Origin of the sequence: Inquilinus sp. 2KB_23 (genome assembly GCF_052115705.1) — a bacterium.
GTDB classification, from domain to species: Bacteria; Pseudomonadota; Alphaproteobacteria; order DSM-16000; family Inquilinaceae; genus Inquilinus; species Inquilinus ginsengisoli_A.
Genome location: NZ_JBFRHF010000012.1, coordinates 34,592 through 59,142, shown reverse-complemented (window position 1 = coordinate 59,142; position 24,551 = coordinate 34,592). Strand labels below are relative to the sequence as shown.

The following is a 24,551-nucleotide window of genomic DNA, read 5'->3' as shown; positions in this document are numbered from 1 at the left end:
ACCGGTGCACGGCCGGGGCTCCAGCCCCGGCCGTTTCGATTCCGTCCGCCTGCGGAAGTGACTTGCATAATGATAGTAACTGGTCTATATGACGATCATCATTCAACGATAACGCCACGGCAGCGCCATGCAGCACAAGAGCTTTGGCAACATGCAGTGCCCCATCGCCCGCAGCCTGGAACGGGTCGGCGAGTGGTGGAGCATCCTGATCCTGCGGGACGCCTTCTACGGCATGACCCGGTTCGACGAGTTCCAGAAGAGCCTGGACATCGCCCCCAGCATGCTGACCCGGCGCCTGAACGCGCTGGTCGAATCGGGCCTGCTGGAACGCCGCCGCTACAGTGAGAAGCCCCCGCGCGACGAATATGTGCTGACCGCGATCGGCCGGGATTTCCGCCCGGTGGTGTGGTCGCTGGTGGCCTGGGGCAACCGGCATTTCGCCCCGGAAGGCACCAGCGTGCAGCTGGTCGACCGCGAGACCGGCGCCGTGGCCGACCCGGTCCTGGTCGACCGCATCAGCGGCCGGCCGATCGGCCCGCGCGACTTCAAGCCCGCGGCCGGCCCCGCCGCCAATGAGCGGACGCGGGGCCGGCTGGCCCGCGTCGACGCCCCCCGGGTGGAGACGGCGTCATGAACGCCATCGTCCTCGACCGCGACATCACCGCCCCGCCGGCCCAGGTGCAGGCCAGGCCGCGCCCGAAGCTGACGAAGAAGCGCCTGGCGCTGTCGGCGCTGGCCGTGGCGATCGTGCTGGGCGGCGGCTGGTATGGCTATGACTGGTGGACGGTCGGCCGCTTCATCCAGAGCACCGACGACGCCTATGTCGGCGGCGACGTCACGGTGATCGCGCCCAAGGTGGCGGGCTTCGTCGCCCAGCTCGCGGTCACCGACAACCAGGCGGTGCATGCCGGCGACCTGCTGGTCAAGCTGGACGACCGCGACTACCGCGCCGCCCTGGCCAAGGCCGATGCCGCGGTGGCGCAGCAGAACGCGACCCTGGCCAATCTCGACGCCACCTACCGGCTGCAGCAGGCGGTGATCGCCCAGGCCCAGGCCGGCATCGCGGCCTCCGATGCCGAGATCGTCCGCACCCGCGACGACCAGGCCCGCTACCAGCTGCTGTCGGCCAAGTCGTTTGCTTCGGTGCAGACCTTCCAGAAGGCCGATGCCGACTACAAGCAGGCGGTGGCCGACGGCCTGCGGGTGCAGGCGACGCTCGAGGCGGCGCAGCGCCAGCTCGACGTCATCGACACCCAGAAGCAGCAGGCCCGGGCGGCGCTGGCCGCGGCCGTCGCCGACCGCGACACGGCGCAGTTGAACCTCGGCTACACCGAGATCCGGGCGCCGATCGACGGCACCATCGGCAACCGCAGCACCCAGACCGGCGCCTATGCCACGGTCGGGTCGCAGCTGCTGGCGATCGTGCCGGCCACCGGGCTGTGGGTCGACGCCAACTTCAAGGAGAACCAGCTGGCGGCGATGCGCCCGGGCATGGCGGCGACGGTGGTCGCGGACGTCCTGCCGGGCGAGACCTTCCGCGGCCATGTCGCCAGCCTGGCGCCGGCGACGGGCGCCCAGTTCAGCGTGCTGCCGCCGGAGAACGCCACCGGCAACTTCACCAAGATCGTCCAGCGCGTGCCGGTCCGCATCCTCTTGGACGGCGACGCCTCGGTGCTCGGCCGCCTGCGCCCCGGCCTGTCGGTGACGGCCGATGTCGACGAGCGCACGGGAAGCGCCGGGCAATGAGCGCCGCCACCACGCCGATCGACGAGCTGTCGCCGGGCCGTAAGATCTTCGCCTTCGGCGTGATGTGCATCGGCTTCTTCATCGCCCTGCTCGACATCCAGATCGTCTCGGCCTCGCTGCGCGACATCGGCGGCGGCCTGTCCGCCGGTTCGGACGAGACCGCCTGGGTCCAGACCAGCTACCTCATAGCCGAGATCATCGTCATCCCGCTGTCGGGCTGGCTGTCGCGGGTGATGTCGACGCGCTGGCTGTTCAGCGTCTCGGCCGCCGGCTTCACCGTCACCAGCCTGATGTGCGGCTGGGCCTGGGACATCAACAGCATGATCGCGTTCCGGGCGCTGCAGGGCTTCCTCGGCGGCTCGATGATCCCGACCGTGTTCACCGCGGCCTTCGCCTTCTTCAAGGGCCCCAAGGTGGTGGTGGCCGCCGCCACCATCGGCGCGCTGTCGTCGCTGGCGCCCACGCTGGGGCCGACCATCGGCGGCTGGATCACCGACAACTACTCCTGGCACTGGCTGTTCTTCGTCAACCTGGTGCCCGGCATCTTCATCACCGTGGCGGTGCCGCTGCTGGTGCGGATCGACAAGCCCGACCTGTCGCTGCTGCGCGGCGCCGACTATCCCGGCATGGTGCTGATGGCGCTGTTCCTCGGCTGCCTCGAATACACGCTGGAGGAGGGGCCGCGCTGGGACTGGTTCGGCGACGACACCATCCGCGCCACCGCCTGGATCGCAGGCATCAGCGGGATCCTCTTCATCTGGCGCAGCCTGACCTTCGAACGGCCGGTGGTCGACCTGCGGGCATTGAAGAGCCGCAACTTCGCGCTGGGCTGCTTCTTCTCCTTCGTCACCGGCATCGGCCTGTTCTCGACCATCTACCTGACGCCCTTGTTCCTCGGCCGGGTCCGCGGCTTCAGCGCGCTCGAGATCGGCCTGGCCGTGTTCTCGACCGGCGTGTTCCAGGTGATGGCGATCCCGGTCTACACTTGGTGCGCCCGCCGCATCGACCTGCGCTGGCTGCTGATGTTCGGCCTGGCCTGCTTCACCGTGTCGATGTGGAACTTCACCCCGATCACCCATGACTGGGGCTGGCGCGAGCTGCTGCTGCCCCAGGCTCTGCGCGGCTTCTCCCAGCAATTCGCGGTGGCGCCGACGGTGACGCTGACCCTGGGCGGGCTGGCGCCGGACCGGCTGAAGCTGGCCTCCGGCCTGTTCAACCTGATGCGCAATTTGGGCGGCGCCATCGGCATCGCCGGCTGCGCCACCATCCTGAACGACCGCACCAACCTGCACTTCCTGCGCCTGGCCGAAAACCTGACCCCGGCCAACCCGGCGATGACCCAACTGCTGCAGCAGGTCACCGTGGCCCAGACCGCGGCGCTGGGTGGCGACGCCCAGCGCGGCCACCAGGCGGCGCTGCAGCTGCTGTGGTCGCTGACCATGCGCGAAGCCCAGACCCTGACCTATTCCGACGCCTTCATGGTGCTGTTCGCCTGCCTGGCGATCGCCACCGTCACCGTGCCCCTGATGCGCAAGGTTGCGCCCCCCAAAGGACCCTCGGCCGATGCGCATTGATGCTTCCGTGACGGTCGACGCCGCCAGCGGCGCCGCGACAGCGGTCGCGGCGCCGGCTGGGCCCCCGCCCCCGGTCGTCCACAGCGCCCGCACGCTGATGCTGCTGCAGGGGCGGATCGTGCCGACCATCCTGCGGCTGGCCTGGCCGAACGTGCTGGTGATGCTGGCCCAGGCCTCGACCGGGCTGATCGAGACCTGGTGGGTGTCGCATCTCGGCACCGACGCCCTGGCCGGCATGGCCCTGGTGTTCCCCCCGGTCATGCTGATGCAGATGCTGTCGGCCGGCTCCATCGGCGGCGGCATCGCCTCGCTGATCGCCCGGGCGATCGGCGGCGGCCGCCGCGACGAGGCCGACGCGCTGGTGCTGCACGCGGTGGTGATCAACATCGTGCTCGGCCTGGTGTTCGCGACGGTGATGCTGGTGTTCGGCCGGCCGATCTATCGCCTGCTCGGCGGCGGCGGGGGCGAGCTCGAGGCCGCGCTGCTCTACTCCAACGTCGTCTTCGCCGGCTGCGTCCTGCTGTGGCTGATGAACGGGCTGGCCAGCGTGATCCGCGGCACCGGCAACATGCTGGTGCCGGCCCTGGTGACCTGCGGCGGCGTCGTGTTCCTGGTGCCGCTGTCGCCGCTGCTGATCTTCGGCATCGGGCCGTTCCCCGCCCTGGGCATCGCCGGCGGCGGCGTCGCGGTGGTGATCTACTACCTCGCCGGCACCGCGGTGCTGGGCTGGTACATCCTGTCGGGGCGGAACCTGGCGCGGCTGCGCCGGTCGCGCCTGCGCTGGCCGCTGTTCCGCGGCATCCTGGGGATCGGCACGGTCGGCGCCATCACCTCGGTGCAGACCAACATCGCTATCGTCTTCGCCACCTCGCTGGTGGCGGCGACCGCGGGGGTCGACGCCGTCGCCGGCTTCGGCACCGGGGCGCGGCTGGAGTACCTGCTGATCCCGCTGGTCTTCGGCCTCGGCGCGCCGGTGCTGGCGCTGGTCGGCACCAATATCGGCGCCGGCCAGCGCGACCGGGCGCTGCGCATCGCCCTGACCGGCGCGGCCATGGCCTTCGCGGTGACCGAGGCCATCGGACTGGCCGCCGCGATCTGGCCGCAGGCCTGGCTGTCGCTGTTCAGCGCCGACCCCCGCATGCTCGAGACCGGCAGCGCCTATCTCCGCATCGTCGGCCCGGCCTATGGCTTCTTCGGCATGGGCCTGTCGCTCTACTTCGCCTCGCAGGGCGCGGGCCGGCTGTTCTGGCCGCTGCTGGGCGGCTGCCTGCGCATCGCCATCGTGCTGGTCGGCGGCTGGCTGGCGCTGCGCCTGACCGGGTCGCTGGACGGGCTGTTCGCGGCGCTGTCGCTCGGCCTGGTCGCCTATGGCGTGCTGCTGCTGGCGGCGATCGGCTCCGGCGCCTGGTTCCGGGGACGGGGAGGCCAGCCATGAGCCGCCCGACCGCCGTCGTCGCCGGTGTCGGGGCCGAACTCGGCCTCGGCGCCGCGCTGTGCCGCCGCTTCGCCGCCGAGGGCTACCACGTGCTGGTCGCCGGCCGGTCGCCGGAACGGATCGAGCGGGTGGCCGAGGCGATCCGGCTGACCGGTGGCAGCGCCGAGGCCGCGCTGGTCGAGCTGACCCGCGAGGATTTGGTGGTCCGCCTGTTCGACCGCGCTATGGCGTCGGGCGAGGGGCGCGACCCGGCCGATTTGGTGGTGTTCAACGCCGGCAACAACCAGCGCGTCGACTTCCGCGAGATCTCGGCCGACCAGTTCGAGCAGTTCTGGCGGGTGGCCTGCTTCGCCGGCTTCCTGGTCGGGCGCGAGGCGGCGCGGCGGATGGTGCCGCTCGGCCGCGGCACGGTTCTGTTCACCGGCGCCTCGGCCAGCCTGCGCGGCAAGCCGGGCTATGCCCATTTCTCCGCGGCCAAGGCGGGCCTGCGCATGCTCGGCCAGAGCATGGCGCGGGAATACGGGTCGCTGGGTCTCCATGTCGCCCATGTCGTGATCGATGGCGGCATCGACGGCGACCGCCTGCGCCGGGCGCGGCCCGGGGTGGTGGAGGAGCGCGGCGAGGACGGGCTGCTGGGCCTCGACGCCATCGCCGAGACCTATTGGCAGATCCACCGCCAGCCCCGCTCAGCCTGGACCCAGGAGGTCGATCTGCGGCCGTACCGCGAAGGGTTCTGACGCATCTGGATGGATGCGCCGGCCGCCGGAATCGGCGACAACTCTCCGATCGGAGGAGAGGGTGCGATGGCCTGGATTCATCTCGACAGCGCGACGCAGGACGGCACGGTGTTCGACCTGTATGAGCGCGACGGCATCCACATGATCCGGGTGGACGGCTGGGAGCTGATGAACGGCGCGTTCCATCAGTCGGAGGACATCCTGGGCGAACTCGCCGCCCGGCTGGCGCGCAGCCCCGATCCCGACATCCTGGTCGGCGGCCTCGGCCTCGGCTTCACCCTGGCCAGCCTGGTCCGGCACCTCGGCGGGGCCGGGCGGGTGACCGTGGCCGAGCTGTCGGCGGCGGTGATCCGCTGGTTCGACCGCCACACCGGCCGGCGGCTGTTCGATGCGCTGCCCGACCATGTCCGGATCCGCCACGGCGACGTCCTCGCCTTGGCGGGGGAGGGCGCCTGGGACGCCATCGTCCTCGATGTCGACAACGGGCCCCAGCCGCTGTCGGCGGCGGGGAATTCGGCGCTGTACTCTTCCGCCGGGCTGGCGGCCTTCGCGGCCCGGCTGAAACCGGACGGGGTCCTGCTGTTGTGGTCGGCCTTCGAGGATCCGGGCTTCGTCGACCGCGCCCGCGCCGCCGGCTTCGCCGTCACCCGCCGGCCGGTGGCCAGGGCGCCGGATGACGGGCCGTTCCACGTGATCTACGTGCTGTCGCGCTCCGCCATGCCCGACCGCGACCTGGATGGCTTCGGGCTGGAACGGCTGTAGGCAGGCGGCGACCCCCTGGACCATCCGGCCCAGCAGCGTGTACACGCTGGAACAGGCATCGCGATGCGACCGTCGTGATCCATGGTCGCCGGAGGATATGCGTGCCGTCCCTCAGAACAGCTTCCGCCGTCGTCTTGATGCTGGCCCTGGCCGCCTGCGCCGAGCCGCAGACGGTGGAGGGCGTGACCTCCGCCGCCCGCGAGGTCTTCGGCCAGCAGATCGCGCCCTACCAGGACCACCCCTCGGCCGAGATGATCGCCGGGCTCGGGCCGCCCGACCACGAGACCGCCACGCCCGAGGGCGGGCGCAAGCTGGTCTGGGAGCGCCATGACAGCAAGACGGTGAAGGACGCCGAAGCCGTGCCGGTCACCTGCACCGTGACGGCCCTGACCAACGACCGCGACGTGGTGTTCTTCGTCTTCGCCGGCGGCAACACGGTCTACTGCTCCGAGGCCTTCGCCAACAAGCCGGCATAGCCGGGCCGGCTCACCCCGGTTGCGGCGCCGCCCGCCGCCGGGCCAGGACGACCAGCGCGGCCAGGGCGGTGGCGGCCAGCAGCGCCGCCGCGGCCAGGGCGGCCCCCTGATAGGCAGCGGAGAAGGCGCCCCGCGCCGCCGCCGCGACCAGGCCGGACTCCGGCGCCGCCAGGGATTCCGCCGATATCAGCGCCTCGCCGATCGACCGGCGCGCCGCCGGCACCGCGGCCTCCAGCATCGGCGGCAGGGCGATCAGCCGCTGGTACAGCACCGTCATCAGGCTGCCGAACAGGGCGACGCCGAGGCCGCCGCCCAGCTCATAGGCCACCTCCTCGACCGAGGCGACGGCGCCGGCCTGGTGCGCCGGGGCGCTGTTCATCACCGTGGTCGAGGCCGCGGTCATGGCAGCGCCCAGCCCGGCGCCGATGGCGATGAAGGCGGCGACCGTGGCCGCCGAGACCTCGCCCGGCGGCAGCAGCCCGACCGCGGCGAAGCCGGCGGCGGACAGGCCCAAGCTGGCGGTGGCGGTGACGCGGAAGCCGAAGCGGTGGGCCAGCCGGCCGGCGAAGGGTGAGGCCAGGAACGACGCCAGCGGCACCGGCGCCAGCCGCAGCCCGGCCTGCAGCGGCGACAGGCCCAGCACCAGCTGCAGCTGCTGGCTCAGCAGCAGCTCGAAGCCGACCACCGCGATCATCGCCACCATGGCCGAGGTGAGGGCTATGGCGATGGCCGGGTTGCGGAACAGGCTGAGGTCGATCATCGGCGCCGCGGCCCGGGCCTGGCGGCGCAGGAAGCCGGCCACCAGCACCGCGCCCACCACCGCGATCGCGGCCGCCAGCCACGGGTCGGCGCCTTCATGCGTGCTCTGCTTCACCGCATAGACCAAGGCCATCACCCCGACCATGGCCATGGCCAGGCCGGGCAGGTCCCAGGGATGGCCGCCGCGGTCGTCGCGCCGGCCCGGCACCAGCCAGGCGGCGAAGGGCAGGGCGACCAGGATGATCGGCACGTTGATCAGGAACACCGCGCCCCAGGAGAAATGCTCCAGCAGCGCGCCGCCGACCACCGGCCCGAAGGCGGCGCCGCCCGAAGCGACGGCGCCCCACACCCCGATCGCCGTCGCCCGTTCGCGCGGGTCGTCGAACACCAGCCGGATGATCGACAGCGTCGCCGGCATCATCATCGCGCCGCCGAAGGCCAGGAAGGCGCGGCCGGCGATCAGCCAGGCCGGGCCGGGGGCGAAGGCGCAGGCGGCCGAGGCCAGGGCGAACAGCCCCAGCCCCAGCAGCAGCATCCGCTTGTGCCCGAAGCGGTCGCCCAGCGTGCCGGCGGCCAGCAGCAGCCCGGCCATCAGCAGCGGATAGATGTCGATGATCCACAGCAGCTGGGTCGCGCTCGGCCCCAGGGCCAGGGTCAGGGTCGGCACCGCGATGTGCAGCACCGTGGCGTCGATCGCGACCAGCAGCAGGGCGACGGAGACGACGGGCAGGATGGCCCAGCGATTAGGATGGGCAGTCATGGGGTCACACCTGGGGCAAGGCAGCGGCGGATCAGCTGGGGCAGGGCGGCGAGGCCGGCGGCGATGTCATAGGCCGGGTCGGTGGCGATCCGGACGCTGAAGCCGTCGGTCAGGGCCAGCAGCCAGACCGCGGCGGCGTCGCCGTCCAGCGCCGGGTCGGCCTGGCCGCAGGCGGCGGCGCGGCCGATCAGATGGGCCAGCGCGGCGCGGATCTCGCGGTCGCCGCGGTCCAGCACCGCCTGGACCCGCGGGTTGCGCACCGCCTCCGACAGGATCTCCAGCCACAGCCGGTGGCCCGAGGCATCGGCGGTCAGGGTCAGGAACCGCACCAGCAGGGTGGTGATGGCGGCCAGCGGATCGTCGGTGTCCTCCACCGCCCGGAACAGCGCCGCCGTCTCCTCCCGCTCGACGTCGACCAGGGCGCAGATCATCGCCTCCTTGCTCGGGAAGTAGCGGTAGAGGTTGCCGGCGCTCATCCCCGCCGCCTCGCAGATCTCGGCCATGCCGGTGCCGTGGAAGCCGCGCCGGGCGAAGCAGTCGGCGGCGGCCTCCAGGATGCGCTGCTGCTTCTCCTCGCGGCGGGACAGGGGGGGGGCGTCGGGCATGGATCGATCTCGATAAGAATGAACGTTCATTCTCATTTGTGGACGACGAAGAGTCAAGCGATGAGGCGCGGATGCGGTGGCCCCCCTTCGTCATTGCCAGGAGGCGAAGCCGACGAAGCAATCCATGGCGCCGTTATGGGCTGCCCGATGGATGGATTCGCTGCGCCCGCAATGACGGGGGAGGGGGCGGCGTGTCACTTCAGCGCCGCCCGGGATTGCCCGGCGCGGTCGCGCGGTGACACACTCGCCGGCCCTGTGGCGAGGACCCGATGACCGACACCCCGATCCGATGGTTTCGCGACGGAAGGCTGGCGCGGCTGGTGCTGGACCGGCCGGCGCGCCACAACGCGATCAGCGCCGCGATGTGGCGCGCGCTGCCCGGGCTGTGCGCCGAGATCGATGCCGACCCCGAGGTCGCGGCGGTGATCGTCGAAGGCGCGGGCGGCCAGGCCTTCTCCGCCGGCGCCGACATCCATGAATTCGGCACGGTGTTTGCCGACGAGGCCTCGACCCAGGCCTACAACGCGGCGGTGCGGGCGGCGCTGCACGCGGTCGAAAGCCTCGACCGGCCGAGCATCGCCCTGGTTCGCGGCCTGTGCGTCGGCGGCGGCTGCGGCCTGGCCCTGGCCTGCGACCTGCGCTTCGCCGGTGTCCCCGCGCGGCTCGGCATCACCCCGTCGCGGCTCGGCCTCGCCTACAGCTTCGCCGACACCCGCCGGCTGGTGGCGACGGTGGGGCCGGCCCGGGCCAAGGACATGCTGTTCTCCGGCCGGCTGCTCGACGCCGCCGAGGCGCTGGCGATCGGCCTGGTCGACCGGGTGCTGCCCGACGACGCGATCGAGGCCGCGGCGCTGGACTACGCCCGCACCCTGGCCGAGCGGGCGCCGCTGAGCCTGCGGGCGACCAAGCGGATGGTCGAGGCGATGATGGCCGGCGCCGATGCCGACACGGCCGAGACCGCGGCGCTGTATGACGGCGCCTACCGCAGCGCCGATATCCGCGAAGGCCAGGCCGCCTTCGCCGAACGCCGCCCGCCGCGGTTCCGGGGGGCCTGAGCGGCTACCCCGCCCTCGGCCGCCGCAGCGCGGCCTGGACGACGAAGGTCATCAGCGCGCCGACCACCAGGCTGGCGGCCAGGAACCACATCGGCGCCAGCTTGCTGCCGGTGGCGTCGCCGATCCAGGGCACCGCGTTCTGGGCGATGAAGCCGCCGAGATTGCCGACCGAATTGATCGCGGCGATGCCGGCCGCCGCGGTGGCGCCGGTCAGGAAGGTCGGCGGCAGCGACCAGAACACCGGCTGCGGCGCGAAGATGCCGGCCGCTGCGACGCAGAGCAGGGCGAATTTGGCGGCATTGCCCGGCACCACCACGCTCAGCGCCAGGCAGGCCGCGGCGACCAGCGCCGGGATCACGATGTGCCAGGTCTGGTCGCCGGTGCGGGCGGCGTTGCGCGGCACCCACCACAGCGCGGCGGCGACGCAGACCCAGGGGATGATGTTCAGCAGGCCGTTGACGGTGTTCGACACGCCGAAGCCCTGCACCACGGTCGGCAGCCAGTAGCTCAGGCCATAGGCCCCGAGCGGGAAGGCGACGTAGAACACCGCCAGCAGCAGCACCCTTCCGTCGAGCAGGGCGGCGAACGGGTTGCCGTGCTGCACCTTGCCTTCCGCGTTCTCGCGCGCCAGCACGTCGCGCAGCCAGGTCTTCTCCGAACTGTCCAGGAAGGTTGCCTTCTCCGGGCTGTCGGGCAGGAAGAAATAGGTGACCACGCCCATCACCACGGCCGGGATGCCGGTGGCGATGAACACCCATTCCCAGCCCTTGAGGCCCAACGCGCCGTCGAGGTCCAGCAGCGCGCCGCCGACAGTGGAACCGACCGCGTTGGCGACCGCGCTCCAGGCCATGAACAGCCCGATCATGCGGCCGCGGAACTGTTGCGGGAACCACAGGGTCAGGGTGAACAGCACGCCGGGGAAGAAGCCGGCCTCGGCGACGCCCAGCAGGAAGCGCAGGACGTAGAACATCGTGGCGTTCTGGGTGAAGGCCAGCGCCAGGGTGACCAGGCCCCAGGTGAAGATGATCCGCGCCAGCCAGCGCCGGGCGCCGACCCGGGCCAGGATGACGTTCGACGGCACCTCGAACAGGAAGTAGCCGATGAAGAACAGCGACGCGCCCAGGCCATAGGCGGTCTCGCTGATGCCGAGGTCGCCGACCATCTGCAGCTTGGCGTAGCCGACATTCTGCCGGTCGATATAGGCGATCAGGTACAGGAGGCCGAGGAACGGCATCAGCCGCCAAGTGATCTTGGCGATCGTCTGCGGACGGGACTCGGGCAAGGCGTTTGGCTCCCACGAATCGTCTGATGATTGGACGTCTTGGCGGCCACCCAAGCCCGTTTGCGACAAAAGGTCAACCCGGGCAGAGGCTTGGCTGCATTCACGGAATCGACACAGGGGGATCACGCGACTGTAACCTCCCCTTGCTAGGCCACACACGCCGATGACGGTCGCCGGTCCGCCTCCCGAGGCCGGCGCTGCCCGTGACCGGACCGGAGTGTGCCATATGGCCGAGCTTGTGATCGAAGGACTGACCAAGAGCTATCGCGCGGTGAACGCGGTCGACGACGTCAGCCTGACGATCGCCCCGGGGCAGATGGTCGGCGTGATCGGCCGCTCCGGCGCCGGCAAGTCGACCCTGCTGCGGCTGGTCAACCGCCTGGCCGACCCCAGCGGCGGGCGCATCCTGTTCGACGGCGTCGACGTCACCCGGCTGAAGGGGCGGGCGCTGCGCGAATGGCGGGCGCGCTGCGCCATGATCTTCCAGCAGTTCAACCTGGTCAGCCGGCTCGACGTGCTGACCAACGTGCTGCTCGGCCGCATCGCCTATCACTGGACGCTGCCGTCGCTGCTGAAGCAGTTCGGCGAGCGCGAGCGGGCCTTCGCCATCCAGGCGCTCGACCGGCTGGACATGGCGCCGGCGGCGCTGCAGCGGGCCGACACCCTGTCGGGCGGCCAGCAGCAGCGCGTCGCCATCGCCCGCGCCCTGCTGCAGGAGCCCGAGGTGCTGCTGGCGGACGAGCCGATCGCCTCGCTCGACCCGCGCAACGCCAAGATCGTGATGGACGCGCTGCGCGCCATCAACCGCGAGGACGGCATCACCGTCCTGGTCAACCTGCACACCCTCGACACCGCCCGGCACTACTGCGACCGGGTGGTCGGCATGGCCAGGGGCCGCGTGGTGTTCGACGGCGCCCCCGAGGCGCTGACCATGGATGTGGTCGAGCAGATCTACGGGGTCGACGGAATGCGCGAGGCCTTCGACGAGCGCATCACCTCGACCGCGATCGAGCCCAGGACCGGCGAGCGCGAGCTGGTCCCGGCCTGAGCTCCAGCCGGACGGCGCCCGGCGCGGCGCCGGGCGTCCAATCACAATGCACTGGAAAGGGGTAGACCCATGTTCATGCGGCGCACGATCCTCGCAGCGGCCACGGCCGCCATCGCTCTCGCCGGCCTGGCCGGCACCGCCTCGGCGGCCGATCCGAGCTGGAAGAAGGACGTTCCGGTCATCCGCGTCGGCATCCTCGGCGGCGAGGCCGACGCCGACCGGCTGGCGCGCTACGACGGCTTCGAGAAGCTGCTGGAGAGCACCTTCAACGTGAAGGTCGAACTCTACCCGGCCTCCGACTATGCCGGCGTCATGCAGGGCATGGCGGCGGGCCAGCTCGACCTCGCCGAATTCGGCGCCTCGGGCTATGCCGGCCTGTGGTTGGACTGCAAATGCGTCGAGCCGCTGGTGGTGACCAAGGAAGACGACGGGTCGACCGGCTATTTCTCGGTGCTCTACGTCAAGTCCGACAGCCCCTACCAGAAGATCGAGGACCTCAAGGGCAAGACCCTGGCCTTCGCCGACCCGAACTCGACCTCGGGCTACCTGATCCCGAACTTCCAGCTCAAGGACCAGGGCTTCGACCCGGCCAAGTTCTTCGGCTCGACCAACTTTGCCGGCGGGCATGAGCAGGGCGTGGTCGCGGTGATGAAGGGCCAGTACGACGCCGGCGTAACCTGGATCTCCGGCCAGGGCGACCCGGCGGTGGGCTATAGCCGCGGCGCGCTGCGCAGCATGGTCGACAAGAAGATGCTCGACATGAAGGATCTCCGCATCCTGTGGCAGTCGACGCTGATCCCGAACGGCCCCTGGGCCACCCGCACCGCCCTGCCGGAAGCCTTCCGCAAGGACATGCTGGAGTTCCTGACCAAGCTGCCGGTCGACCATCCGGACATCTACGAGGCGGTGGAGAAGGGCACGGGCTCCGGCTTCGCTCCCGTCACCAACGACTTCTTCTCGGCCATCATCAAGATGCGTGAGACCGAGGCCAGCGCGCGCCGTAGCTGATCGGGCTGCGGCCTGCTTCCTCGTCCGTCATTGCGAGGAGGCGCAGCCGACGAAGCAATCCATGCCTCCGTTGTTGCGGCCCTGGATTGCTTCGCTGCGCTCGCAATGACGGTGTCGAGAGCTGCGTAGGTCGGGTTCGCCTTCGGGCGAACCCGACATCGTTCCGCCAGATCATTCGTTTGTACGGCTGCCCCTGATGACATCCATGACCGACGACCGCCCCCGCGACCCGGTCGCGGCCTTCGAGGCCGGGCGCCGGGCCCTGGCGCGCCAGCGTCGCCGTGCCACCCTGGTCGGGCTGGCACTGTTCCTCGCCGCCGTGCTGGTCGGGGGATATGTCGGGCAGTTCTTCCCGTCCAAGCTGGCCGCCGGCCTGCCGCGGATCGGCGAATACTTCCAGCGCACCCTGCCGACGCTGCATTGGGCCGACCTGCTGTCCGACAGCAAGACCCAGGGCTCGGTCGCCTATTGGTACTACCGTGCCGGCAGCTACGCCGTGCTGCTGTTCGAGACCGCCCAGATGGCGATCATGGGCACGGTGCTGGGGGCAGTGGCCGCGCTGCTGCTCAGCTTCCCGGCCTCGCGCAACCTGGTGCGCAGCCACTGGATCTACCATCTCAGCCGCCGCTTCCTCGAGATCTGCCGCAGCGTGCCGGACATCGTCTACGCGCTGTGCTTCGTCTGGGCGTACGGCGTCGGGCCGCTGGCCGGCATCCTGGCCATGGCGGTGCACACCACCGGCGCGCTGGGCAAGCTGTTCTCCGAGGTCAACGAGGCGGTCGACGACAAGCCGCTGGAGGGCATCCGCGCCGCCGGCGGCACCTGGGTCCAGATCATGCGCTTCGGCGTGCTGCCGCAGGTGCTGCCGAACTTCCTGTCCTATGTGCTGCTGCGGCTGGAGATCAACATCCGCTCGGCCTCGGTGCTCGGCTTCGTCGGCGCCGGTGGCGTCGGGCAGGAGCTCTACTACATCGTCAGCTTCAACTATTACGAGGAGCTGAGCGCCCTGGTGCTGATGATCGTGGCGGCGGTGACGCTGATCGATCTCGGCTCCGAACGGCTGCGCTCGGTCGTCATCTCGCGGGAGGCGCATTGATGGGCACCCGTCTGGCTCGGATTCGTCCGATCGATGTCGACCATGCCCGCGCCGCCCTGCCGCGCGCCTTCGGCCGCCCGGTGGGCGAGCGGCTGGTCCGTGCCGCGCTGCTCCTGCTGGCGCTGGGCTATCTCGGCTACCTCTTCTGGTATTTCAATGTCTCGCCGGCGCGGCTCTATGGCGGGCTGGTCAGCCCCAACGGGCTGTTCGTCATCATCGGCCAGATGGTCTCCTGGCACGGCATGGCCGATTGGGAGTACGGCGAGATCTTCGCCGCGCTGGGCCAGACCATCGCCATGGCCTTCATCGGCACCCTGATCGCCTCGGTGATCGCGATCCCGCTCGGCTTCCTCGGCGCCCGCAACATCATGCCGTTCGGCGTCCTGCGCTTCGGCTTCCGCCGGCTGTTCGACGGTCTGCGCGGCGTCGACCAGCTGATCTGGGCCCTGGTGTTCGTGCGCGCGGTCGGGCTGGGCCCGCTGGCCGGCATCCTGGCCATCTGCGTCTCCGACATCGGCTCGCTGTCCAAGCTCTACGCCGAGGCGATCGAGACGGCGGAGAAGAAGCAGATCGACGGCGTGCGCTCGACCGGCGCGTCGAACCTGGCGGTGCTGCGCTTCGGCGTGCTGCCGCAGGCGATGCCGCTGTTCCTGTCGCAGGCGTTGTACTTCTTCGAATCCAACACCCGCTCGGCCACCATCCTCGGCATCGTCGGCGCCGGCGGCATCGGGCTGCAGATCTCGGAACGCATCAAGATCCTGGCCTGGGACCAGGTCGCCTTCATCCTGGTGCTGGTGCTGATCACCGTCGCCGTGATCGACACCCTGTCGAAATGGCTGCGGCTGAAGCTGATCGGCCGCGAGGCGGCGCGGGGCTGAGGGATTCGTCCGGAGAGCCTGGACGCTCACCCGCCGGGCCCGCCATGGCGGCCGTGGCCGAACGACCCGGCCGGCGCGCATCCGCCGCCCGGCATGCCTCCGCCGCCGCAACCGGATCCGAACATCGGATCCGACCGCCTGTAGGCCAGATCTGAACCGCCGGGCGGCCGCCCGGCGGTCGGCCCCGCCGGTGCCGCGCTGCTCTGATCGCGGCTCCCGGGGGGAGTCTGCCTGCCGCCCGGTCCGGTCGAGCCGGGGAAGCCCTGCCGCTCGTCGCCGATACCGCGCGGGGGTTCGGGTGCCGTTCCGGTGCGGCCGATGGTGCTGCGCAGTCCGACCGCATCCAGGCCGCCGCCGGGTCGTCGCTGGAATTCGATGATCACGCGCTGCGGCTGGGTGCCCAGCGATCCGAGAATTCCCGCAGCGGCGGCATCCAGGCCGTGGCCCCAGCCGAATTCGCGGCGGCCGGCATCGGCGTAGGATTCGATGACGAGCCGGCTCACCGATCGGTCGAACCAGCCCGCGGGGTCGGTCGCCAGGGCATCCTGCGATACGTCGTCGGCCACGAGCATGCCATCCACGTATCGTCCCGATACCGTCACGTCCTTCCCCAGATGGGTGGACAGGCGCGTCGTCGGCCGCAATGCGAGGGTGCCGATGTGCGGCGCGGCGGCGCTGCCGGACAGCGATCCGTGCACGACGATGCGGCCGGGATCACGCTTGTCGATCCGGGTCGCGACGATTCCGCCGTCGGGCTCGGCGAAGCCGCTCACCGCCACCCAGTCACCCGGCTGCGGGGCGCTGTCGCCCCAGACGGCGCCGGTCAGGCGCACGCGCTGCCCGGCGACACGGAGGACGGTGCCGGTCGCGTCGACGGCCTCCACCGGGCCGGCGACCTCGTGGCGGATGGCGATGGCGCTGGCCTTCAGATGCGCACCGCTGCCCGTGGCGGTGATCACCGCGACCTGCCCGACCTGCAGCGCATGGCTCCGCGCCGGTCGCCCGTCGACCTGCACCGGCGTGTTCGGATCGAACTCCACCTCGATGCCGTTCACCCAGATGCTGCCGAAGCCGGTGACCACGCCGACGATGCCGGTGCCCCCCATGCCGCGATCCGCCACCGCATCCTGCGGCGCGATGCCGGTCCCGCCCACGCCCCGTTCGGCGATGGCCTGCGTCGATCCCGGCGCATTGGTCACCGGTCCGCCGGCAGCCCCAGGGCCGGTCGGGCGGCCGCCGGAACCGGCCGACGTGCAGGACGCCAGCAGGACGAGGGCCAGGATGTGCACGCGACGCATCACTGCGCCTTCTCCTCGTCGTTGGGATCGTCTTCGACATACACGTAGACACCGAGGTTGATCCGGCGCAGCGGCGCCCCCGAGGCAGGCGGCATCGCCTTGTCATCCGCGTCGGCCATCTCCAGCGCGATGCGGTTGACATCCGTCAGCAGGTGCTGCGCCGCTTCGCGGGCCGTGGTCTCCAGCTGCGCGGCCGTTTCTGGACGCAGTCGATCGTAGTGCATGCTGCGATCGAGGAATGGCGCCGGTCCGGCCGCCGCCACATTCTCGGTCGCGGCGGCGATGTGATCATGCAGATTCCGGGCGAAGTAGAAGAGCTGCTCCTCCCCGCCCGGCCGCGGGATGAAGGCGGCGGCGTCAAGGCAGACGCGGCCCTCGCCGTCCAGGAAGACGATGTGCTGGCCGATCCAGTCGTCGAGCACGGTTCTGGGACGGACGTCCCGCGTCACCGATTCGACCAGCCCCTCGAAGGACGCTTCGCCGGTTGAGCGGGCAATCCGCGGCAGGGGCAGCGCCCGGCCCTGCTCATCGGCATAGGGCGATCCGCCGAGCCAGCGGGCGATGATCTGGCTGCTGAGGGTCACCACCGGCGGCGTGCCTTCGTCCGGCGCGGTCTGCTGCGTCCGAAGCCGGCGGATCTCCTTTCGATGCACGCCGGTCAGGAGGCTGATGCGGCTGTCGGTCTGTGCCTTCGGTTCGGTCAGGAGATCGCGGGCGGCGACCTCGACATAGAGGCTGCGCAACAGGTCGGCCAGCACGGGAAAGGTCACGCCGCTGCGGATCAGCAGGCGGATCAACGGCCGCAGCAGCCGCGCGAGCGGCTTGAGCAGGGCATCCGGGGCGGGTGGCGGCGAGGAGGGGAGCATCTGGTCGCAAGTGGCGGTTCGGGCGCGATCTTAGCATGATGTTTCGTGGGAAAAACACCCACATGGATGGATTTTCATTTGACGTGGGAAAAACACCCACTCAATTATGTGGGATAAATTCCCACAACTGAGGAGCGCGGCTCATGCCGTCGTCGGAACCGATCGCCCTACGCAAGCCGCCAAGGGCCACCTCGCCGCGCCGGCGCGCCACGACGGCCGTCATCGCGGTCGTCTTCATGACCGCCCTTGGACTGGTGCTCATGGACACGGTCATCCGCCTGCTGTCGCAGGTTCCCATCAGCCTGCTGTCGCAATTTCCTTGAGGAGGGAGGCGATGCTTCAACCGATCCTGGCCATCCTGCCGTGGCTCGAACTCTACCTGCGGTCGCGTCTTCCTGCCGCCGACGGACCGGCCGTTCGCCGTGGCAGGCCGCTTTTCAGATCGCCGGCCTCGGACAGAAAGGATGGGCGGCCGTGACGGTCGCCTTGATGATCTGGGCCGCCATCGGACCGCTTCTGGCGTTCATGGTGGGCATCCTTGTCGGATCGCAGGATGACGACGAGACGCCGCTGCCGGCGCCCGAATGCGGGTGGCCCATTCCGGCCTATCCCTATGCCGAATCCTGGCGACAGCCGCCCGGCCGGGCCGTCGAACAGCCTCTCCCGGCCGCGGCGCGGCCGGGCGGGCGATGCGGATCGAAGGGGCAATGGCCGTGATCACCGCCCTCATCCTCTGGGCCGCCATCGGCCCTTCGATCGGGGTCGCGGTGGGCGCGGCGTTCGCGTCGCGGCATCGTGACGACGAATGGGATTCGGAGGCCGAGGATGTCGGCCTGCCCCGGCACGGCGCATACCCGCAGGCGCCGGGCGAGAGGGTCCGCCTCGATGCATGAAAAGAGCACATGAAAAGCAGGCGGCGCGGCCCGATCGAGCGCACTGCCGCGCCGCAGCCTAGCCCGGGGCGTCCGCAGGCTGGTTGCGCTCGCCCGGCGGCGCCGTCGCCGCCTCCAGCGCCGCGAGCCGCCGGGCGACGGACGCCGCCGCCTCCTGCTCGATGGCGCGGAACTCCTCGACCAGGGCCTCGCCGAAGGGCGTGAGGGCGGCCCCGCCACCCTGGGTGCCGCCGTGCCGGGTCTCGATCACCTTTTCGCGGAAGCAGCGGTTCAGGCTGTCGATCAGCAGCCAGGCGCGGCGGTAGGACATGCCCATGGCCCGGCCGGCGGCGGAGATCGAGCCGGTCTCGGCGACATGTTCGAGCAGGCCGATCTTGCCGGGGCCGAGCTGGCGGTCGGTGCCGGAGGGGTCGAAGTCGATGCGGATGCGCAGCCTGGGCATGATTGTGCGATCATAGGGGCGGGACGGGGCCGGGGGGAACTCGGCTCCGGAGCGTTCGTTATGACAGAACACAACAATGGGAGGCCATGATGTCTGCTGCCGAGCCGCGTCCGGCCGAGCCGGCGCTGGACGACAAGGTCGACGAGGCCATCGACGAATCGTTCCCGGCCAGCGACCCCCCGGCCACCCAGGCCGCCGTGACCAGCGGCGCGCCCGACCATGACGCCGACCAGCTGAGACGCAACACCCCGGTGATCGCGCTGATCGCCGTGGCCGCGGTGCTTGTCCTGCTCTGGGCCGTCTTCGGGTAGTCAGTTCCCCGGCAGGACCTTGCCGGGGTTGAGGATGCCGGCCGGGTCGAGGGCCTGTTTCAGCGACCGCATCACCGCCACGGCGTCGCCGTGCTCGTGCGAGAGATAGCGGATCTTGCCGTAGCCGATGCCGTGCTCGCCGGTGCAGGTGCCGCCCATCGCCAGCGCCCGCATCACCAGCCGGTCGTGGAAGGCCTGGGCGGTCGCGATCTCCGCCGGGTCGTCCGGGTTCAGGATCATGCAGGTGTGGAAGTTGCCGTCGCCGACATGGCCGACGATCGGCGCCACCATGCCGCTGGCCTCGATGTCGGCCTTGGTCTCGACCAGGCAATCGGCGAGGCGGCTGATCGGCACGCAGACATCGGTCGGCATGCCGCTGCAGCCCGGGCGCAGGGCGATGCCGGCGTAGTAGGCCTTGTGCCGGGCCTCCCACAGCCGGGTGCGGTCCTCGGCCTTGGTGGCCCAGTGGAACTCGCCGCCATTGTGGTCCTGGGCCAGCGCCTTGACCGTCTCCGCCTGCTCCGCCACCCCGGCCTCGGTGCCATGGAACTCGAAGAATAGGGTCGGAGCGACCTCGAGGTCGAGCTTGGAATAGGCGTTCGAGGCGCGGATCTGGACCTCGTCAAGCAGTTCGATCCGGGCGACCGGGACGCCGAGCTGGATGGTGGCGATCACGGTGTTCACGGCATCGGCGATGGTCGGGAAGGCGCAGACCGCCGACGAGATCGCCTCCGGGATGCCGTACAGCTTCAGCGTCACCTCGGTGATGATGCCGAGCGTGCCCTCCGAACCGACGAACATCCGGGTCAGGTCGTAGCCGGCCGAGGATTTCCGCGCCCGGCCGCCGGTGCGGATGATGCGGCCATCGGCCAGCACCACGGTCAGGCCCAGCACATTGTCGCGCATGGTGCCGTAGCGCACCGCATTGGTGCCCGAGGCGCGGGTCGCGGCCATGCCGCCCAGGCTGGCATCGGCACCGGGATCGATCGGGAAGAACAGGCCGGTGTCGCGCAGATATTCGTTCAACTGCTTGCGCGTCACCCCGGCCTCGACCGTGCAGTCGAGGTCTTCGGCCGAGACCCGCACCACCCGGTTCATCTGCTGGAGGTCGATGGTGACGCCGCCGCGCAGCGCCGCGATGCCGCCCTCCAGCGAGGTGCCGGTGCCGTAGGGGATGACCGGGATCTCATATTGCGCGCAGATTCGCATCACCGCCGCCACCTCCTCGGTCGATTGCGGGAAGGCGACGCCGTCCGGCGGCATGGTGGGGTGGTAGGTCTCTTCCCGGCCATGCTGCTCCCGCACCGCCGCGGCGGTGGAGAAGCGGTCGCCCAGCAAGGCGCGCAGGGCGGCGGCGGCACGGTCGTCGAGGGCGGGGCGGGGGGACAGCGTGACGGCCATGATCCGGCTCAATTATCAGACATAACGGACGTCGACCTTATGCCGGCATCCGGCAGCCGACAAGCGGCCAGCGCTGCCGGGCTCAAAGGGTCATTTCCAATCCGGAACGGCGTTCTGCCATAAGGTTTGTTACAATCGTCATGAAAAAGCCATGCCCCGTGCCCATCAAGGGGTCGGGGCAAGATTTGGATTGAAGCGATCCGGCGACCTGCCGTCGTCGACGTTCTGTTTGGGGGGTATGCATATGAACAGGCGTATTTCAGCGTGGCTTGTCGCCGCCGCTCTGGCGGCCGTCATGGTTCCGACCAGCGCCTCGGCGCAGTTCGAGGGACTTCTGAACAACATCTTGCCGGGGGTCACGAATTCCGATTCCGGCAGCCCGGCGTCCAGCGGTGACGCTGCGGCGCAGGTCACGGCGATCAGCGGGGCGCCGGGGGCGGATGTCGAGACCGGCGACAGCGTCTATCCCGGCCAGACCATCAATCTCGGCAGCAGCGGACGCCTGACCCTGGCCTATGCCGGGGGCTGCAGCATCGAGACCATTCGCGGCGGCGTCGTCACCATCGGTGCCGGGGCCAGCCGCGTGGCCGGCGGCCAGGTGTCGACCAGCAACACGTCCTGCAGCCGCAGCCAGGTCGCGCTCAACGCCGGGTCGTCCGAAGCCGGCGCGGGGGTCAACCGGGTCGCGGTCAACGCGCGTTCGGCCGAGGCCGGCGCGGGGGTCAACCGGCTGGGCGAAACTCCGTTCAGTGCGAAGCTCTGGGACGAGACCACCGTCTCTTCCGCCCGGCCGCAGTTTTCCGGTGCCGGCGGCTCGGTCCGCATCGTGATGCTGGACGCGCCCTCGCCGCAGACGGTGTGGGAAGGCCAGGGCGGCAGCGGCTTCCGCTATCCCGGCGACGCGCCGAAGCTGCAGACCGGCGTGCCCTACAGGATCGAGGCGGCGGGCCTGTCGGCGGTGTTCTCGGTCGATCCGGGCGCCAAGGGCGCGGGCAGCATGGTCGTGCTGCGCTGAGGCGCAGGGCTCCCAGCCCCCGATTCAGTGAAACAACGGGATGCGCAGGTTCCGCCGCATGGTCGTGGCCCTTGGCATCGGCACCGTCCTGGGCAGCAGCATGCTGCTGCCCAACGCCGATTTCCTTCAGCGCCTGGGGATCGATCCGCTGCTGTGGATCGACCAGCCCCTCGGCCTGACCCACCGGCCGCTGCCGGCTCACCCGCCCGTCGCGGTGGTGGCGGTCCGCGAGGAGACCTATCGCACCGCGCCGCTCAAGGACCGGCCCAAAGTGGCGTGGACACCCCAGTTCGGCGACGTTCTGGCCGGGCTGGCCGCCGGCGGCGTCGCAGTGATCGGGATGGACGAGATCTTCCCGACCACGCTGGACCACCCCGACCTCCTGCCCCGATACGACCGCAGGTTGCGGCAGGTGCTGGGCGCCATCGGGCCGGCGGGCAAGGTGGTGCTGGGCTATGCGCCCTACGGCGACCAGATCGTGGGTCCCGACCAGGGCCTGGTCATCGCGCTCGGCGGGGAGGGCGGTGAGGGCGATAAGAATCTGAGTCCGATCAACCTGGTGACCGATCCGGACAACGTGGTGCGGACCTATCCGGACACGCAACCGCTCACGCAGGGCGGGACAGTGCGCAGCTTCGCGGCGGAGCTGGCGACCCGGGCCGGCTATGCCGTGCCCGCCGGCGATTCGGTGATCGACTTCACCATCGCCCCGCGCGAGCTGCCGATCTATGAATTCGCCGATATCGCCGCCTGTGCCAAGAGCCAGCAGATCGACTTCTTCCGCCGCGAATTCGCCGGCCACATCGTCATCGTCGGTCTGATCCTCGACACGGAAGACCGGCATATCACCGCGCGCCGGCTGCTGGCGGAACGGTCGGACCATGAGCCGGCGGCGCGCTGCGGCCCGGCCCTGAGCCCGGGCGTCGGCGCCGGGGGGCGGACGACCATGGCCGGCACGCTGGTGCATGCCATCGCGGCGACGACCTTCGCCCTCGGCCGGGCGCCGCTGATGCTGCACCCTGCCGCCGCGGCCGTGCTGGTGGGGATGCTGTCGACCGTGCTCGGCGCGCTGCTGTTCCTGCTGGCGCCAGGCCGGGGCCTGCTGGCGCTGCTCGCGGCCGTGCTGGTCGCCGTGCTCGCGTCGCTGCACGCGCTGGGCAGCGGCATCGTCCCGCCGCTGGTGCCGATCCTGCTGGCCTGGGCGCTGACCTTCACCGCGATCTATGTCTACCGCTTCGTGGTCGAGGACCGGACCCGGCGGCGCGTGGTCAACGCCTTCCGGCACTATCTGGCGCCGTCGCTGGTCGACCGGCTGGCCGAGAACCCCGACGGGCTGACCCTGGTCGGCGAAACCCGGCCGGTGACCATCGCCTTCTACGACATCGTCGGCTTCACCAGCCTGGGCGAGCGGCTGGAGAAGGAGCCGGAGCGGCTGGTCGCGGTGGTGAACGGGCTGCTGGCCCGGGTCGCGGATTCGGTCGAACGCCATGGCGGCTATGTCGACAAGTTCATCGGCGATTCGGTGATGGCGATCTGGGGCGCGCCGCTGCCCGACCCCTATGCCGCCGAACACGCCGTCGCCGCCGGGCTCGACGCCTTCGCCGCGCTCGACGCTTACAATGACAGCTTCATGCGTGAGCAGGGGCTGCCGCCGCTCGGGCTGCGCGCCGGCATCAATTCCGGCGACGCGGTTGTCGGCAATGTCGGGTCGCCGACCCGCCTGAACTACACGGTGCTGGGCGATGCGGTGAACCTGGCCTCGCGGCTGGAGGGCGCCAACAAGCTCTACGGCAGCCAGCTGATGATCGGCGAGGCGACCTACCGCCAGCTGCCGCGCCGCTACCTGATGCGCCGGCTGGACCACCTCGTGGTCAAGGGCAAGGCGCGGCCGGTCAAGGTCTATGAGGCGATCGGCCTGGCCGGGGACGTTGCCCCCGAGCGGGCCGATGGCGTGCGACGGTTTCACGCCGCGCTCGCCCTCTACTACCGCCGCCGCTTCGCCGAGGCGGCCGACCTCTTCGCAGCGCTGGCGGACAAGGATCCCGCCGCCGCGCTCTACCGCGACCGCGCCGCCGGCTATGCCGAGACGCCGCCGCCGGCGGATTGGGATCGAAGTTATATTCTGACCACGAAATGAGGGGGCATCATTGATCGACTCATGGAATCCGATCCTGCGCCGGCGCGGTTTTCTCGCCGGCGCCGGGACCAGCCTCGCGGCGCTCGCCCTGAGCGGCTGCCAGACCCTGCAGAACTATGCCAACGATCCCCTCTCGGCGATGAACACGGCCAATGAGCTGTTCACGTCGAAGAAGATCTCGCCGGGCGAGGAACTGGGCATGGGCGACGGCCTCTACCCGCGCCTGATCGCGGCGTCCGGCGGGTCCTATTCGAACGCCCGGGTCCAGTCGGCGGTGCGACGCTTCGCCGAGCCCATCTTCCGGACCTCCAAGCGCCAGTTCCGCTGGGAGATCACGGTGCTGGACGACAACACCCCCAACGCCTGGTCGCTGCCGGGCGGCAAGCTCGGCATCAACAAAGGCATGCTGCGCTACGTCGCCACCGAGACGGAGCTGGCGGCGGTGATCTCGCATGAGATGGGGCATGCCGAACTGAGCCACCAGATCCAGGAGCTGGACGACAAGGGGCGGCTCGATAAGATTCTCTCGTTCGGCAAGGGCGTGGCCCAGACCGAGATCAGTGCCAGCGCCGGATCGCTGAGCGGGGTGGTCGAGCCCCTGAGCAAGGCGGCTCTGGATGAACTCCAGGGCCCGATCACGGATCTCATCACCTCCGGCTACTCCCGGGACCACGAGCGCCAGGCCGACGCCTATATCCTGGCCGTGTTCCGCACCACCGGCTACGACCCGCGCCAGGCCTCGGCGGTGTTCAAGACCCTGGATTCGCTGGTGCCGCCGGGCGAGGACAAGACCACCTCGCTGTTCTCGTCGCATCCCGACACGCGCGAGCGGATCGAGCTGCTGGACGCGGCGGCCGCCAAGCAGCCGGCCGGCGGCGGTGGCGGCGGGGGCGCGGAGTTCGAGCAGATCAAGGCGGTGTTCCCGACCCGGCGCTACTACCTGCGCAACCCGGCCGAGGCGAGCTGA

26 protein-coding genes are annotated in these 24,551 nt (G+C 70.4%); 19 read left to right on the top strand and 7 right to left on the bottom strand.

What is annotated here, in order from left to right; all coding sequences use genetic code 11:
• Positions 1-151 precede the first annotated feature (151 nt).
• The 7 genes from AB4112_RS16990 (at position 152) to AB4112_RS16960 (ending at position 6,730) form a co-directional block, all read left to right on the top strand.
• Entirely contained in the window at positions 152-634 is a 483-nt protein-coding gene (locus AB4112_RS16990; RefSeq protein WP_309791884.1) for a winged helix-turn-helix transcriptional regulator, read from the top strand.
• Positions 631-1,746: an HlyD family secretion protein gene (locus AB4112_RS16985; protein ID WP_309791885.1), complete on the top strand. Its 1,116-nt coding sequence runs from the start codon at positions 631-633 to the stop codon at positions 1,744-1,746. The genes AB4112_RS16990 and AB4112_RS16985 overlap by 4 nt, the downstream gene beginning before the upstream one ends.
• Entirely contained in the window at positions 1,743-3,320 is a 1,578-nt protein-coding gene (locus AB4112_RS16980) for a DHA2 family efflux MFS transporter permease subunit (protein WP_309791886.1), read from the top strand. Before AB4112_RS16985 ends, AB4112_RS16980 begins: the two co-directional genes overlap by 4 nt.
• On the top strand, positions 3,310-4,755 hold the full coding sequence (locus AB4112_RS16975) for an MATE family efflux transporter (protein ID WP_441721268.1): 1,446 nt from the start codon (positions 3,310-3,312) through the stop codon (positions 4,753-4,755). Before AB4112_RS16980 ends, AB4112_RS16975 begins: the two co-directional genes overlap by 11 nt.
• On the top strand, positions 4,752-5,492 hold the full coding sequence (locus AB4112_RS16970; protein ID WP_441721265.1) for an SDR family NAD(P)-dependent oxidoreductase: 741 nt from the start codon (positions 4,752-4,754) through the stop codon (positions 5,490-5,492). The genes AB4112_RS16975 and AB4112_RS16970 overlap by 4 nt, the downstream gene beginning before the upstream one ends.
• Before the next feature lie 66 nt (positions 5,493-5,558).
• Entirely contained in the window at positions 5,559-6,254 is a 696-nt protein-coding gene (locus tag AB4112_RS16965) for a hypothetical protein (RefSeq protein WP_309791889.1), read from the top strand.
• A gap of 101 nt (positions 6,255-6,355) precedes the next feature.
• A complete protein-coding gene (locus AB4112_RS16960; RefSeq protein ID WP_309791890.1) occupies positions 6,356-6,730 on the top strand; it encodes a hypothetical protein in 375 nt (124 codons plus the stop codon).
• 10 nt (positions 6,731-6,740) lie between these two features.
• On the opposite strand, the gene AB4112_RS16955 is transcribed toward AB4112_RS16960, so the two are convergent.
• Complete coding sequence (locus tag AB4112_RS16955; protein WP_441721262.1) at positions 6,741-8,249, bottom strand: MFS transporter; 1,509 nt, start codon at positions 8,247-8,249, stop codon at positions 6,741-6,743.
• Entirely contained in the window at positions 8,246-8,854 is a 609-nt protein-coding gene (locus AB4112_RS16950) for a TetR/AcrR family transcriptional regulator (protein ID WP_441721259.1), read from the bottom strand. The genes AB4112_RS16955 and AB4112_RS16950 overlap by 4 nt, the downstream gene beginning before the upstream one ends.
• A 269-nt stretch (positions 8,855-9,123) precedes the next feature.
• Here AB4112_RS16950 and AB4112_RS16945 point away from each other — a divergent pair, with 269 nt between their 5' ends.
• Entirely contained in the window at positions 9,124-9,909 is a 786-nt protein-coding gene (locus AB4112_RS16945) for an enoyl-CoA hydratase-related protein (RefSeq protein ID WP_441721256.1), read from the top strand.
• Positions 9,910-9,913: 4 nt separating this feature from the next.
• Here AB4112_RS16945 and AB4112_RS16940 read toward each other — a convergent pair whose 3' ends face one another.
• Positions 9,914-11,191 (bottom strand): MFS transporter, encoded by a 1,278-nt coding sequence (locus tag AB4112_RS16940; protein WP_441721254.1) that lies wholly within the window; start codon positions 11,189-11,191, stop codon positions 9,914-9,916.
• Between the two features lie 226 nt (positions 11,192-11,417).
• On the opposite strand from AB4112_RS16940, the gene phnC reads away from it, so the two are divergent.
• The 4 genes from phnC to phnE (AB4112_RS16920) all read left to right on the top strand — a co-directional run bounded on the left by phnC (position 11,418) and on the right by phnE (AB4112_RS16920) (position 15,221).
• The gene (gene phnC, locus AB4112_RS16935; protein WP_309791895.1) at positions 11,418-12,239 is read left to right on the top strand and encodes a phosphonate ABC transporter ATP-binding protein; all 822 of its coding nucleotides are present in this window, start codon (positions 11,418-11,420) and stop codon (positions 12,237-12,239) included.
• 69 nt (positions 12,240-12,308) lie between these two features.
• Complete coding sequence (gene phnD, locus AB4112_RS16930) at positions 12,309-13,247, top strand: phosphonate ABC transporter substrate-binding protein (RefSeq protein ID WP_441721250.1); 939 nt, start codon at positions 12,309-12,311, stop codon at positions 13,245-13,247.
• 205 nt (positions 13,248-13,452) lie between these two features.
• Positions 13,453-14,343, top strand: coding sequence for a phosphonate ABC transporter, permease protein PhnE (phnE, locus tag AB4112_RS16925; RefSeq protein ID WP_441721247.1), 891 nt, complete (start codon positions 13,453-13,455; stop codon positions 14,341-14,343).
• On the top strand, positions 14,343-15,221 hold the full coding sequence (phnE, locus tag AB4112_RS16920) for a phosphonate ABC transporter, permease protein PhnE (protein WP_441721244.1): 879 nt from the start codon (positions 14,343-14,345) through the stop codon (positions 15,219-15,221). Before phnE (AB4112_RS16925) ends, phnE (AB4112_RS16920) begins: the two co-directional genes overlap by 1 nt.
• Positions 15,222-15,247: 26 nt before the next feature.
• Here the strand turns inward: phnE (AB4112_RS16920) and AB4112_RS16915 are convergent, their stop codons facing one another.
• Together AB4112_RS16915 and AB4112_RS16910 are read right to left on the bottom strand one after the other, a co-directional pair.
• Positions 15,248-16,519: a DUF5666 domain-containing protein gene (locus AB4112_RS16915; protein WP_441721242.1), complete on the bottom strand. Its 1,272-nt coding sequence runs from the start codon at positions 16,517-16,519 to the stop codon at positions 15,248-15,250.
• Positions 16,519-17,385: a DUF6502 family protein gene (locus tag AB4112_RS16910; RefSeq protein WP_441721239.1), complete on the bottom strand. Its 867-nt coding sequence runs from the start codon at positions 17,383-17,385 to the stop codon at positions 16,519-16,521. Before AB4112_RS16910 ends, AB4112_RS16915 begins: the two co-directional genes overlap by 1 nt.
• 143 nt (positions 17,386-17,528) lie before the next feature.
• On the opposite strand from AB4112_RS16910, the gene AB4112_RS16905 reads away from it, so the two are divergent.
• The 3 genes from AB4112_RS16905 to AB4112_RS16895 all read left to right on the top strand — a co-directional run bounded on the left by AB4112_RS16905 (position 17,529) and on the right by AB4112_RS16895 (position 18,278).
• Positions 17,529-17,708 (top strand): hypothetical protein, encoded by a 180-nt coding sequence (locus tag AB4112_RS16905; protein ID WP_441721236.1) that lies wholly within the window; start codon positions 17,529-17,531, stop codon positions 17,706-17,708.
• Between the two features lie 151 nt (positions 17,709-17,859).
• Positions 17,860-18,102: a hypothetical protein gene (locus tag AB4112_RS16900; RefSeq protein WP_441721233.1), complete on the top strand. Its 243-nt coding sequence runs from the start codon at positions 17,860-17,862 to the stop codon at positions 18,100-18,102.
• A complete protein-coding gene (locus tag AB4112_RS16895) occupies positions 18,093-18,278 on the top strand; it encodes a hypothetical protein (protein WP_309791904.1) in 186 nt (61 codons plus the stop codon). The genes AB4112_RS16900 and AB4112_RS16895 overlap by 10 nt, the downstream gene beginning before the upstream one ends.
• Positions 18,279-18,336: 58 nt before the next feature.
• Here AB4112_RS16895 and AB4112_RS16890 read toward each other — a convergent pair whose 3' ends face one another.
• Entirely contained in the window at positions 18,337-18,720 is a 384-nt protein-coding gene (locus AB4112_RS16890) for a winged helix-turn-helix domain-containing protein (protein ID WP_441721231.1), read from the bottom strand.
• 89 nt (positions 18,721-18,809) lie between these two features.
• Here AB4112_RS16890 and AB4112_RS16885 point away from each other — a divergent pair, with 89 nt between their 5' ends.
• On the top strand, positions 18,810-19,031 hold the full coding sequence (locus AB4112_RS16885) for a hypothetical protein (RefSeq protein ID WP_309791906.1): 222 nt from the start codon (positions 18,810-18,812) through the stop codon (positions 19,029-19,031).
• Here AB4112_RS16885 and AB4112_RS16880 read toward each other — a convergent pair whose 3' ends face one another.
• Positions 19,032-20,432, bottom strand: a complete 1,401-nt coding sequence (locus tag AB4112_RS16880) for an FAD-binding oxidoreductase (RefSeq protein WP_309791907.1) — start codon at positions 20,430-20,432, stop codon at positions 19,032-19,034.
• Between the two features lie 295 nt (positions 20,433-20,727).
• On the opposite strand from AB4112_RS16880, the gene AB4112_RS16875 reads away from it, so the two are divergent.
• From AB4112_RS16875 to AB4112_RS16865, 3 genes are read left to right on the top strand one after another with little or no spacing between them, the layout of a single operon-like run.
• Positions 20,728-21,447: a hypothetical protein gene (locus tag AB4112_RS16875; protein WP_441721227.1), complete on the top strand. Its 720-nt coding sequence runs from the start codon at positions 20,728-20,730 to the stop codon at positions 21,445-21,447.
• Positions 21,448-21,505: 58 nt separating this feature from the next.
• Positions 21,506-23,584, top strand: a complete 2,079-nt coding sequence (locus tag AB4112_RS16870; RefSeq protein ID WP_441721224.1) for an adenylate/guanylate cyclase domain-containing protein — start codon at positions 21,506-21,508, stop codon at positions 23,582-23,584.
• A gap of 10 nt (positions 23,585-23,594) precedes the next feature.
• Positions 23,595-24,551 carry a M48 family metallopeptidase gene (locus AB4112_RS16865; protein ID WP_309791911.1) on the top strand — a complete coding sequence of 319 codons (957 nt, stop codon included), beginning with the start codon at positions 23,595-23,597 and terminating at the stop codon, positions 24,549-24,551.